The sequence below is a fragment of the Mesorhizobium sp. WSM2561 genome (genome assembly GCF_000513915.1).
GTDB lineage: Bacteria > Pseudomonadota > Alphaproteobacteria > Rhizobiales > Rhizobiaceae > Mesorhizobium > Mesorhizobium muleiense.
Genome location: NZ_AZUX01000026.1, coordinates 45366 through 57795, shown reverse-complemented (window position 1 = coordinate 57795; position 12430 = coordinate 45366). Strand labels below are relative to the sequence as shown.

At 63.0% G+C, this 12430-nt stretch carries 12 protein-coding genes; 5 read left to right on the top strand and 7 right to left on the bottom strand.

Going from position 1 to position 12430, the window contains the following annotated elements:
* The first annotated feature begins 132 nt into the window (after nt 1–132).
* The 4 genes from prfB to M727_RS0121875 all read left to right on the top strand — a co-directional run bounded on the left by prfB (nt 133) and on the right by M727_RS0121875 (nt 3520).
* Nucleotides 133–1264 (top strand): peptide chain release factor 2 gene (prfB, locus tag M727_RS0121890; protein WP_128173254.1). Its coding sequence is split into 2 segments (ribosomal slippage): nt 133–198 and nt 200–1264, totalling 1131 coding nucleotides; the frame shifts between segments, so codons are not numbered across the junction.
* Between the two features lie 444 nt (nt 1265–1708).
* Nucleotides 1709–2095 carry a hypothetical protein gene (locus M727_RS0121885; RefSeq protein WP_036262977.1) on the top strand — a complete coding sequence of 129 codons (387 nt, stop codon included), beginning with the start codon at nt 1709–1711 and terminating at the stop codon, nt 2093–2095.
* Nucleotides 2096–2299: 204 nt separating this feature from the next.
* On the top strand, nt 2300–2668 hold the full coding sequence (locus M727_RS0121880; protein ID WP_027154446.1) for a GFA family protein: 369 nt from the start codon (nt 2300–2302) through the stop codon (nt 2666–2668).
* 201 nt (nt 2669–2869) lie between these two features.
* Nucleotides 2870–3520 carry an OmpA family protein gene (locus M727_RS0121875; protein WP_031254560.1) on the top strand — a complete coding sequence of 217 codons (651 nt, stop codon included), beginning with the start codon at nt 2870–2872 and terminating at the stop codon, nt 3518–3520.
* 98 nt (nt 3521–3618) lie between these two features.
* On the opposite strand, the gene M727_RS0121870 is transcribed toward M727_RS0121875, so the two are convergent.
* From M727_RS0121870 to M727_RS0121835, 7 genes are all read right to left on the bottom strand, one after another.
* Entirely contained in the window at nt 3619–5262 is a 1644-nt protein-coding gene (locus tag M727_RS0121870; protein ID WP_027154445.1) for a DEAD/DEAH box helicase, read from the bottom strand.
* 190 nt (nt 5263–5452) lie between these two features.
* Complete coding sequence (locus M727_RS0121865) at nt 5453–6226, bottom strand: NAD kinase (protein WP_027154444.1); 774 nt, start codon at nt 6224–6226, stop codon at nt 5453–5455.
* A gap of 484 nt (nt 6227–6710) precedes the next feature.
* The gene (locus M727_RS0121855; protein WP_027154443.1) at nt 6711–7472 is read right to left on the bottom strand and encodes an MBL fold metallo-hydrolase; all 762 of its coding nucleotides are present in this window, start codon (nt 7470–7472) and stop codon (nt 6711–6713) included.
* 3 nt (nt 7473–7475) lie between these two features.
* Nucleotides 7476–8540 (bottom strand): ABC transporter ATP-binding protein, encoded by a 1065-nt coding sequence (locus M727_RS0121850; protein WP_027154442.1) that lies wholly within the window; start codon nt 8538–8540, stop codon nt 7476–7478.
* Nucleotides 8537–9319, bottom strand: coding sequence for an ABC transporter permease (locus M727_RS0121845; RefSeq protein WP_027154441.1), 783 nt, complete (start codon nt 9317–9319; stop codon nt 8537–8539). The genes M727_RS0121850 and M727_RS0121845 overlap by 4 nt, the downstream gene beginning before the upstream one ends.
* A gap of 2 nt (nt 9320–9321) precedes the next feature.
* Nucleotides 9322–10209: an ABC transporter permease gene (locus tag M727_RS0121840; protein ID WP_084646832.1), complete on the bottom strand. Its 888-nt coding sequence runs from the start codon at nt 10207–10209 to the stop codon at nt 9322–9324.
* Nucleotides 10210–10222: 13 nt separating this feature from the next.
* Nucleotides 10223–11329, bottom strand: a complete 1107-nt coding sequence (locus M727_RS0121835; RefSeq protein WP_051505680.1) for a spermidine/putrescine ABC transporter substrate-binding protein — start codon at nt 11327–11329, stop codon at nt 10223–10225.
* Nucleotides 11330–11420: 91 nt separating this feature from the next.
* Between M727_RS0121835 and M727_RS0121830 the strand changes: the two genes are divergently transcribed.
* Entirely contained in the window at nt 11421–12035 is a 615-nt protein-coding gene (locus tag M727_RS0121830; RefSeq protein WP_027154438.1) for a TetR/AcrR family transcriptional regulator, read from the top strand.
* Nucleotides 12036–12430 lie beyond the last annotated feature (395 nt).

Below are 12430 nucleotides of genomic sequence, written 5' to 3'. Positions count from 1 at the left end.
GGGTATTTGGGCCGGCTTTCGAGCCGGCCCATTTCGCTTTACAGGCGGCGGTGCCGTCCCTATGTATCGCGCCAACCCAAGCTCTGCTAAAGCGACAGGGCACCATTTCAGCACAGGACAGAACGGCCAGCCATGCGCGCGGAAACGCAGAATATTGTCGACGAAATCAGGCAGGCGATAACCCTGCTGAGGAGGCATCTTTGACTGGGATCAAGCCATAAAGCGGCTTGAATACCTGAATGTGCGTGCCGAGGATTCGAGCCTCTGGAACGAGCCGCTGGAGGCTCAGAAGCTGATGCGTGAGCGTCAGGGCCTCGAGGAAGGCATCGCCGCGGTCAAAGGCCTCACCCAGGCGCTGGAAGACAATATCGGCTTGATCGAGCTTGGCGAGGAAGAGGGCGATGAGGGCGTCGTCGCCGAGGCGGAAGCGGCGATCCGCTCGATGCGCGGCGAAGCAAAGGCCCGCCAGATCGAGACGCTGCTTTCGGGCGAGGCGGACGCCAACGACAGCTATCTCGAAATCCATGCCGGCGCCGGCGGCACCGAAAGCCAGGACTGGGCCTCGATGCTCCTGCGCATGTACACGCGTTGGGCCGAGCGGCGCCGCTTCAAGGTCGAGGTGCTGGAAGTGCATGACGGCGAAGAGGCCGGCATCAAGTCCGCCACGCTGCTGATCAAGGGCCACAACGCTTATGGTTGGCTGAAGACGGAATCCGGCGTTCACCGTCTCGTGCGTATTTCGCCCTATGACAGCAATGCGCGCCGTCACACCTCCTTCGCCAGCGTCTGGGTCTATCCCGTGATCGACGATACGATCGAGATCGACGTTTCCGAATCGGATGTCCGCATCGACACCTATCGTTCGTCCGGATCAGGCGGCCAGCACGTCAACACCACCGATTCAGCGGTCCGCATCACCCATCTCGCCACCGGCATCGCGGTCGCCTGCCAGGCTGAGCGCTCCCAGCACAAGAACAAGGCGAAGGCCTGGGAGATGCTGCGTTCGCGGCTCTACGAGGAAGAACTGAAGAAGCGCGAGGCGGTGGCCAACGCCACCGAAGCGTCGAAGAGCGATATCGGCTGGGGCCATCAGATCCGCTCCTACGTTCTGCAGCCTTATCAGTTGGTGAAGGATCTGCGCACGGGCGTCGAGAGCACAAGCCCGTCGAGCGTGCTGGACGGCGACCTCGACGATTTCATGGAGGCCTCGCTGTCGCAGCGCATCGAGGGCGGCGCCGGCGAAGTGGTGGCCGATATCGACTGAAGCTTCTACGCCCCAAGCAGCAGGAACATCACGCTAGAGTAACAGGCTCTTCACTGTAATTGAGCGGCTGCTTTATGGCTTTGTTTTTTCATCGAATTTTCGACAATTACTTCTACCTCCGGGTTCATTGTTGCAGGCCTGCCGTCGCCTGGCCCGGAACCACCGCGAGCTGATTCTCGTTATCCGCGCGATCCCACTGCCGGGGTTGATGAAGTCACTCTCGTCAGCCCCGGCAGGCTGGTTCCGGCTGCAGATGTCGGCGCTCGGTTGCACAGCAATTTCTTGCGCCAGCAAAGGAATCAGCCCAGCATCCGAACGCTGGGGGAAAAAGCATTTATGGCCGGACGCGGCGTATTTGCGACCTGACGAGCCGGCCACTGGGAAGATACGTTCCAAGAACGGGCAAGCGAAACGCTTGATAACTCGGTGATAGGAATTGCGCCCATGCCTGCTTCCACAACCCGACTGGCCTCAGCCGTCAAGACGGCGCGCCGCCTCCTGAATTCGATCATTGCGGTGGTGGCTCTGACGGCCGCCGTCACTACATTTGCAGCCTCCGCCTTGGCGCACGACGCCACGCCGACTGCAGCGAAGCCGCAAGGCTGGAGTTACCCATTCTCCTGTTGTTCTGGCTACGATTGCCGCGCGGTCTCGCAGACGTCGATCAGCGAGCGTCCGGAGGGCTATGTCATCAAGGGAACAGGCGAGGTCGTGGGCTACAGCGATGCACGGATCAAGAATTCGCCCGACGGCGAATATCACTGGTGTTCGGTCGCCGGCGCCAATGACGGAAAGACCATCTGCCTGTTCGTGCCACCGTCGTCGTTTTGATGCATGTCGCCCAAAAGCTTGCTCCGAGAGCCATGGCCTGACCCGAGGCTGCGCAGCGGTTTGGGATAACGACATGCATCAACAAGATTGAAGCGCGCCACGCGTCCGACGCAGGCACGCCGAGTCTGCCGACAGACGGTTGTCAACAGCGCCTCTTTATGTTGCCTTACCGCGCTGGCGGGAAGCAATCGCGAGGGAGGCGTTATGACCATAAAGGCAAGCTGCCACTGCAGGGCGACGACGTTCGAGGTTTCGGAAGCGCCGCTAACCGTGACGCAATGCACCTGCTCCTTCTGCTCGAAACGCGGCTCGTTGTGGGCCTATTACGTCCCGTCGCAATTCAAGCTCACCAGCCCGCTCAAGAATGTTTCTTTCTATCGATGGGGCTCGAAAACGGTAAAACATGGTTTCTGCGCCACCTGCGGCTGCGGCACCTTCACCGAAACGCCGGACTGGTCGACCGGCAAGCCGGATTTCGACAATCCGAAAATCAGCGTGAATTCGCGCCTGTTCGACGATTTCGACCTCGATCAGGTCGAGGTCGTCGTCATCGACGGCAAGAATCTCTGGTAGCCGACAGTCTCTGCCGGCCGATCGGAATTGCGCAAAATAGCGGCGGTTGAATTGACCGGGAAAAGCCACAGCCAGCCGCTTTTCCCGTTCCATTTTTCGCCGCATTTCATGTTACAAGCATAGAGCGACGTGCGTCCACTTGGACGCACAAGGGATGCGGCGCGCCACTGGTGGGACCGCGGACTGGAGAGGGACTACCTGATGAAAAAGACTGTGCTCGTCGCCGTGGCGACGGCTGTGCTCGTGAGTGCCTGCACCACAACCGATCCGTATACCGGACAACAGAAAGTCTCCAACACTGCGGCCGGCGCCGGCATCGGCGCGCTGGCGGGTGCGGGGCTCGGCCTGCTCGCCGGCGGCAACGATCGCCGCAATGCGCTGATCGGCGCTGGCGTCGGCGCTCTCGCTGGCGGCGCCATCGGCGCCACGATGGACCAGAACGAGGCCGAACTGCGCCGGCAGCTTCAGGGTTCCGGCGTCAGCGTCACCCGCAGCGGCGACCAGATCATCCTCAACATGCCCTCCGACATCACCTTCAACGTCGACCAGGACGCGGTGAAGCCCGGCTTCTATCAAGTGCTGAATTCGGTCGCGCTTGTGCTGAACAAGTTCCGCCAGACCACCGTCGACGTGTTCGGCCACACCGACTCGACCGGTGGCGACGAACACAATTTCGACCTGTCGCAGCGCCGCGCGCTGGCGGTCGCCAATTATCTGTCCGGGCAGGGCGTCGATACCCGCCGCTTCGCCGTCACCGGCTTCGGCAAGACGCGTCCGATCGCCTCCAACGCGTCGGCCGCCGGCCGCGCCCAGAACCGCCGCGTCGAGATCCAGCTCTCGCCGCTCACCTGAGCAAGACCAACAAGAAGACGGCTTTGCACATGAAAACGGCCCCGCAAGGGCCGTTTTTGCTGGTCCTTGCTGTGATGTGATCAGCCCAATTTCTGCTGTTAGCCCTTGCCGACGATGCGCATGAACGCGGGCATGTCGTCACCGAATCCGACGGTCCCATCGTTGTCTTCCTGGCGATGGCGGGCCGGGCGATTGCCGTCGCGCTGCGGCCTGGTGTCGCCACGTTCCGGCGCGCGCTGTTCGTTGCGATGGCGATCGGGCGAAGTCTTCCGTTCGGGGGAAGATTGGCGTTCGGGTGAAGCTTGGCGTTCGGGGGAAGCTTGGCGCTCGGTGTTTTCCGAGCGGATCGCTTCCTTGCGCGCGCGCCGCTCACCGGCATCGGCGACCGCGGTCTCGGCCGCCACCGGCTGTTCCTCGCGCGCCGCATCCGGTGCTGCAGCTTCGCTTTGCTTGGCGTGGCGTTCGCGTGGTCTGCGTTCGCCCCTCTCCTTGCCATCGTCCTTGCGGCCGGCGCGGCGCGGGGCGCCGCGGCCACGGCGGGGAGCATCGTCCTCTCCGCTCTCGCTGGCGACGACCGTCGACAGATCGCCGTCATGCCACTCGATCTTGTTGCCGATCAGCCGTTCGATCGCATCGATGTATTTGGTGTCGGACTTGGTGGCGATGGTGAAGGATTTGCCCGAGCGGCCGGCGCGGCCGGTGCGGCCGATGCGGTGGACATAGTCCTCGGCATGGATCGGCACGTCGTAATTGAAGACGTGGCTGACATCGGGGATGTCGAGGCCGCGCGCCGCGACGTCCGACGCAACGAGGTAGCGCAGTTTGCCGTCACGGAAATTGGCCAGCATCTGCATGCGCGCGCGCTGGTCCATGTCGCCATGCAGCGCGCCGGCGTCGAAATCATGTTTCAGCAGCGAGCGGAAAAGCTCCGAGACCTCGATCTTGCGGTTGCAGAAGATGATGGCGTTCTTCAGCTCCGCATCCTCGGCCTTTATCAGATTGCGCAGCGTCTCGCGCTTGTCCCAGGGTTTCGAGCCGGATTTCACCAGCCGCTGGATGATGTTGGTCGCGGCGGACGCGGCCTTCGAAACCTCGACGCGCACCGGCGCGTGCAGGAATTTCTCGGTGAGCTTGGTGATCTCAGGCGGCATCGTCGCCGAGAAGAACAGCGTCTGCCTGGTGAACGGGATCATCTCGCAGATGCGCTCGATGTCGGGAATGAAGCCCATGTCGAGCATGCGGTCGGCCTCATCGATGACCAGGATCTCGACGCCGTTGAGCAGAAGCTTTCCGCGCTCGCGATGGTCGAGCAGGCGGCCTGGCGTCGCGATCAGCACGTCGGCGCCGCGCTCCAGCTTCTTGTCCTGCTCGTCGAAGGACACGCCGCCGATCAGCAGCGCGATGTTGAGCTTGTGGTTCTTGCCGTATCTGATGAAGTTCTCTTCAACCTGCGCGGCAAGCTCGCGCGTTGGCTCGAGGATCAGCGTGCGCGGCATGCGGGCGCGCGCCCGGCCTTTTTCGAGGCGGGTCAGCATCGGCAGCACGAACGAGGCCGTCTTGCCGGTGCCGGTCTGGGCGATGCCCAAAATATCCTTGCCGAGCAAGGCGTGCGGAATGGCGCCGGACTGGATCGGTGTCGGTTCTGTGTAACCGGCGTCGGTAACTGCGGAAAGGACCTTCGGCGACAGGCCGAGGTCTGCGAAGGTCAACACGTCTTGAGCGATCTGGGTGTCTGAGGACAAGTTTGGCTGTCTTTGGCTGGTTCGGGGGCGCAACGCAAGCGGTCGCGGCAAGCGCCACGCGCCTGCAAGATTGGTATTGCAGGTAGGCGCAAGCCCACGATTTGTCAACACAAACAGGCGGGGGACGGCACGATTGTGAAGTCGTAACCTTAATCGCGATGCTTAATCGAACTGCTGTCGCTGCGCCGGCTCAATAGCGGAACTGTTCGGCGAGAATGCGCTCGTTCCACGAGTGGCTCGGATCGAACAGCAGCGTCGCCGTTACCGTTGGCGATTCCTGCACCGTAACCGAGGTTACGGCCTTCACCTCGGTGTGGTCGGCGGCGGCGTTCACCGGCCGCTTTTCCGGCTCCAGGATGTCGAAACGAACGGTCGCCTTGTTGGAGAGCAGCGCGCCGCGCCAGCGGCGCGGGCGGAACGGACTGACCGGGGTCAGCGCCAGCAGCGGCGCGTCGAGCGGCAGGATCGGTCCGTGCGCGGAGAGGTTGTAGGCGGTCGAGCCGGCCGGCGTCGCGACCATCACACCGTCGCAGTTCAATTCCTCCAGCCGCACTTGCCCGTCCACGGTGATACGGATCTTGGCCGTCTGGTAGGACTGGCGCCACAGCGCAACCTCGTTGATCGCCAACGCCGATATTGTTTCGCCCTCAGCCGTGACCGCCTGCATCTCCAGTGGACGGATCGTTTCGGCAACGGCCGCAGCGATGCGCCCGGTCAAACCGCTGGCGCGATATTCGTTCATCAGGAAACCGATGGTGCCACGGTTCATGCCGTAGACTTTTTTCCCCGTGCTCATCGTGTCGCGCAAGGTCTGCAACAGGAAGCCGTCGCCGCCGAGGGCGACGATGATCTCTGCATCCTCGATGGGTGCCTGGCCATAGCGCGCCGAAAGGCTCTCCAGCGCCGCCTTGGCGTCGGCGGTGTCGGACGAGACGAAGGCGAAGCGGCTGGCGGCTTTGTTCATGGCTCCCCAATGGCGAGTGTTGATGGCGACCGGTCGGTGGCGACCGGTTGCTTGGGCCGCGCCAGCGCCGGGTTAGCATGGGCGGGCAGATCTGCAAAGCAAGACATCTGGCGCCGCTTGACACAGCGCCGGGAGCAGCCGCCGGCCTGCTGCTCGCGCATCGTGTCGAGTGACAAGCGAATGTGATGGTTAAGACGGGAATTAAACTCTCGTAAAGCCGGATCGACCATGTTAGCCGGCAGTGGATGGGCGGCGTGGGGGCCAGCTAGTCGGACCGATTTATTGCCGGTAACACGCCTGATTGTCATCGTCTTGATGCTGGGAAGTTTTGCTCTTGCCTTTGCCCAACTGGTGCGCCAGTCGGAACAGACGAGTTTGAGACCCCAACCAACGGCTTCACGCTGCGGCGATGCCGCCGGCACGCCGTGCCCGCAACGGGCGTTGTGAATTCGCCAGGCATTTCCCGCGATCCACAGGCCGGTGCTTAGCGCGCCTGCAGCAGATGGCAGCCGGCCTGCCGCTTTAGTGCGAGATACTCGTCGATAAGCTGGCGGTAGCGCACCTTGCCGAAGCTCGGGAAGTGCCCGCCATGCACGACCGTAACATCGAGCTCGCGCATCCGCAGCAGCGTCTCGACATAGTCGTCGACAGCGGAATGATAGACATCGTCGATCAGCGGGCCGTCATAGACGATGTCGCCGGAAAGCAGGATACCGGTCTTCCTCTCGTAGAGCGCGATGCCGCCGGGTGAATGGCCCGGCGTGTGGATCACCTCGAAGGCACGGTCGCCGAGATCGACGAAATCACCCTCTCCGAGCAGACGATCGGCCGGCGCCGGCTGGATCCGGTAGCGCGTGGCATCCCAGCCCAGCGGCATTCCGTCGAACATGGCGTCGGTCGCGTAGCGGTCGGCGACCGTCCATTCATTGCGCGGATCAGCGAGGATTTCTGCTTCGGCCGCATGCACGCAGCGGTCCGGGAATTCGTGATGGCAGCCGATATGATCGAAATGCGTGTGGCTGGCCACGCAAACGAGTTTTCGCTCCGTCACCAGCGGGACGTGGCGCCGCAGGCTGAAATGGCCGAGGCCGGTGTCGAACAGAAGATCGCGATCGCGGCCGCGCACATGCCAGATGTTGCAGCGGAAGAACGGCTTGATCCACGGCTCGTGGATCAGCGTCACGCCATCGCCCATACGGACGGCTTCATACCAATTCGCAGCGTCGACAACCGGAAGCGTGCCCATGGCTCAGCCCGCCAGAAGGATGACATCGCCAGCCTCGCACGAAACCGCAGAGAAGTCGCCCGGCTGGACGACCGTTGCTGCGGGAACCCTGGCGATGAAGTGCAGCGCCGGGTCTTTCTCGGAGACAGCCAGCACGCGCTTGAAGCTGCCCTGAAACACCACGTCGCTCACCTTGGCCGTGCCGAGCCTTACCGCGCCGCCTGTCGCGCCGAGGACAAGGTGCTCCGGACGGACGGCGAGGGCGACAGAAGCGCCAGCAGGCACTGTACCGGGCAGCGAAAGCGGTCCGACCTGCGTCGCGACAGTGATTGTTCCGTCCTTCGCCGCCGTCACCGTCCCCGATATCAGCGTGCTTTCGCCCATGAAGGTTGCGGAAAAGCGCGTCGCCGGCCGCGCATAGACGCGCTCCGGCGGACCTTCGTCCTCGATGCGCCCGTCATTCATCACCACGCAATGGTCGGCAAGGGCCATCGCCTCTTCCTGGTCGTGGGTGACATGGATGAAGGCGGTGCCGACGCGTTTCTGGATCGCTTTCAACTCGTCCTGCATCTGCCGGCGCAATTTTAGGTCGAGCGCGCCGAGCGGTTCGTCGAGCAGCAGCACCGCAGGCTCGACGACAAGGGCGCGGGCCAGCGCGACGCGCTGCCGCTGGCCGCCGGAAAGCTGGTGCGGCTTCTTGTCGAAGGCGGTGGCCAGCCCGACCAGCGCCAGCGCCTCGCGCGCCCGGGCGGTCCGTGTAGCGGCATCGACGCCTTGCATGCGCAGGCCGAAGCCGACATTGCTGCCGACGCTCATGTGCGGAAACAGCGCATAGTTCTGGAACACCGTCGTCGTCGGGCGCTTCGCCGGCGGCACCGCGGTGCAGTCCTCGCCGCGGATCAGCACCTTGCCTTGGCTCGGCGTGACGAAGCCGCCGAGAATGGATAAAAGCGTCGTCTTGCCGGAGCCCGACGGGCCGAGCAGGATGGTGTAGCTGCCCGGCTCGATTTGCAGCGACACGTTCCTCAGCACGGTGTGCTGGCCGAAGCGATGCGAGACAGCGCGGACATCGACCAGTGGCGCGGTCATGCCGGCTTCCTCCGCAACAGCATCAGTTCAAAAAACACCACCAGCACGATGGAGACGGCGAAGACCAGCGAGCCGACGGCGTTGGTCTTGGGATTGAGGCCCGAGCGCAGCAGGTTCCAGATCTCCACCGGCAGCGTCGTGTCGAAGCGCGTCAGCAGGAACGAGATCACGAATTCGTCCCAGGAGAAGGTCATCGACAGGAAGAAACCGGCAAAGATCGCCGGCGCCATGACAGGCACCGTGATCAGCAGCAGCACCTTCCATTCGGGCGCACCGAGGTCGCGCGCGGCACGCTCGATGTTGATCTGGTGGTCGCCCATCTGGCTGTAGATGATGGCAAAGCAGAGCGGCAGGTTGATCACCACATGGCCGATGCCGGCAGCAAGCAGCGACTTCGGTATGCCGGCCCAGTTGAACAGCACCAGCAGCCCCATGCCGATGATGAGATAGCTCACGGTCAGCGGCAGCGTGATCAGCCCGCGCAGCAGGGCCGACCCCGGCAGGACGAAACGCGCAAAACCCCAGGCTGAGAGGAAACCGAGCGTGACGGCAGCAGCCGAGGAGAGGGCCGCGACTAGAAGCGAATTGACCAGCGCCGAGGTCAGCCGCGTGTCGGCGAGCACGGCGTCGTACCAGCGCAGCGACGGCCCGGTGAAGGGCGGGATCGGAAACGACGTCGCCTGCAGCGAAAACAGCACCAGCACGACCACCGGCAGGAAGATGAAGCCAAAGATGGCGATGGCGTAAAACCAGGAGACGATGCGGACAACGGCGCGCACGGTCAGGCCCGCTCGATCTTGAGCCAGCGGGCGCAGGCGAGATAGGCAATGGTGACGACCGCCATCAGGATGATTGACAGTGCCGAGGCGAGCGGAAAGTCGCCGCGCCGGCCGATCTGCATCATCACCAGCTGCGGCATCAAAAGCTCGTTGTTGCCGCCGAGGATCTGCGGCGTGATGTAGTCGCCGATGCACAGCACGAAGGTGAGGAAGGCGCCGACCATGATGCCGGGCAAAGTCAGCGGCAGGACGACATGCAGGAACGTGCGCACCGGCCCGGCGCCGAGATCGGCGGCTGCCTTGCGGTAGCTCGGGCTGAGCTGCTTCAGATTGGCGAAGATCGTCAGCGTCAAAAGCATGACGAAGAAATGCACGAAGCCGATGACCGTGGCCAGCCGCGTGTTGGCGAGTTGCAGCGGCTCGCTGAACAGGCCGGAGCCGGTCAGCGCGCGATTGATTACGCCGTTCTGCGCCAGCACCAGCAGCCAGGAAAAGGAGCGCACGACATAGGAGGTCCAGAACGGCAGCACCGCCAGCATCAGCGCCAGCCGCTGCCAGCGTTCCGGCACCTGTTCGGCCAGGATCCAGGCGAAGGGGTAGGCGAGCAGCACCGAAATCACTGTGACGATCACGGTGACCTGCAGCGAGTTCACCATCGCCTGCCAATAGGCCGGATTGGTGAAGAACTGGCTGTAGTTGCCGAGCGTAAAGCCGCCGCCGTCATGCGCCGTCAGGCTGGAAAACCCCATGGCGACGAACGGCAGCACGAAGAACAGCAGCGTCCAGCCGAGCGCCGGCGTGACCAGCGCCCAGGGCAGGGCACGGCCCGCCCGAGGCAGGGCGCAGCCCGCCCGGGGCAGGGCACGCCCGCTGTTCGTGGCAGAGTTCACGACCGGCGACCGGTCACTGCGCCTGCAGCATTTCGGTCCAGACGTCCTGCATCTTCTTGTCGAGATCGGCATCCGGCGCCGGGTAGGGCTGGGCGCGGGCGAGGAAATCCGGCTGCTCGTCGAAGCGCAGGATCTTCTTCTGCTCATCGGTCAGAGCCGCCTTGGTATTCGCCGGCATGCCCCAATAGCAGGCAGAGGTGGCAAGCCGCGCCTGGCCTTCAGGGCTCATGATGTACTGGATGAATTTTAGCGCCGTGTCCTTGTTTTTGGAATCCTTGAACATGGCCAGCGACTGCGACCACAGCACAGCACCTTCTCTGGGAATCGAGAAGTCGAGGGCAGGGTTCTCCTTGGCCAGCCCGGCCGTCACCCATTCGCCGCCCCCGACGAGAATGTCGACCTCGCCGGTCGCCAGCGCGGTCTGGCTGGCGGTCACTTCGCCGACCAGCTTGGCATTGGCCTTCATCTTGAGCAGCTCTTCCTTGATGGCCGGAAGGTCGGCTTCGGTGAGCTCGGCGGTCTTCTTGCCGATCGCCAGCGCCGCCATGCCGATGACCGGCAGGTAATAGTCGTAAATGGCGATCTTGCCCTTGTATTTGTCGCCGGTCAGCGCGGCCAGCGACTGCATGTCGGCCGGATCGACCTTGGTCTTGTTGTAGCCGATGGTGTTGTAGCCGAATTTTTCGGTGATGCCGTAGCGCTTGCCGTCGACCACGGTGGAGCTGTCCATCTTCACCTGGGGAAAGAGGTCGGCCAGCGGCAGCTTGTCTTCCGGCAGCGGCTCGAACAGGCCCTTTTCGACGCCGCGCGGTATGTCGATGCTGTCGATCACCATCACGTCCCAGTCGCCGGGCTGCGACTGCTCGACAATGGCCATGCCGGCGCCGGTGCCCTCGAACTCCTTGACATTGACCTTGACGCCATTGGCCTCCTCGAAAGGCGCCAGCAGCGCCGGGTCGGCGTGATCGCACCAGATCAGAGCGTTGAGATCAGCGGCCTGAGTGAGGCTGCCCGTCGCCAGCAACAATGCTGTCGCTGCACACGCGGCGTGAAGATACCTCTTCAGAACGGAAAGCGGCTTCCTGGTCGTTGGGTTCGGGGTGTTTTGATTGATGGTCATCGAGTGTTCTCCCTTGCCTTTCTGGCTTCTGGCAAAAAATTGAACCAATTCTAAAATTGAGTCAATTCTGTTTTTATGGCAGATAGCCGATATGAGCGGATTGCGGGCAAGGCAAAAGGCGGATCGGCATCGCCGCATCATCGAGGCGGCGGCGGCGCTTTTTCGCGACACCGGCTATGAAGGCGCCAAGATCGAGACGATCGCGGCGCAGGCGGAAGTCTCGGTCGGCACGATCTACAACTATTACCAGAACAAGGGCGACATCCTCGGCGCCATCGTCTCGATGGAGGTCAACGAGGTGCTCAATGCCGGGCAGGGCGTCGTCGCCAACCCGCCGGCCAATGTCGGCGATGCGCTCGATACGCTGCTCGGCATCTATATCGAGCATTCGCTGCATTATCTCAGCAAGGAGATGTGGCGGCAGGCGATGGCAATCTCGACACAACTGCCCGACAGCCCGTTCGGCCAGGCTTACACGGCGCTCGACCGGGCGCTGACCGAACAGATCCGCGCGCTGATCGCCCGGCTGCAGGCGATCGGCCTGGTTCGCCGCGATATCGACGGGCAGGCGCTCGGCGAACTGGTGTTCAACAACATGAACATGATGTTCATTGAATTCGTGAAGCGCGACGGGGCGAGGATTGCCGAACTGCGCGCCGCTATACGAAGGCAGAACCGGATTCTGGTGGCGGCGATCGCGGTGTGAAGGGCTCCCGATGGGATTTCTGGTGGCCCGGACGCCGCTAAGCCGCAATCGCGCAGGTTCAATTCCGCTGGTGGGAGCACTTCCGCTGTCGACTACATCGGCGGTGTTCTACCGAGCATGCCTGGGTGGCCGCGCACGTGGAAACGGCACGACGGTCAAGGGCGCCTTACGGAATTCGGCGATGGCTATTTCTTCAATCAGCAAGTCCAGTGCCTCGCTGACGCGCTGGCTCGTTTCATCCATGCCGCAGAGCCGGTTTTGGGCGCACTCCAAGAGCTCGCGCGCTGCAGCGAAGTCGCTTCGCATGACACCACCCGTTGTTCAGCCCACCGCCCGGACATTGTCAGCGCGCGAAATTGAGCGATTGCTAATATACACAGGGGCATTTTAATCGA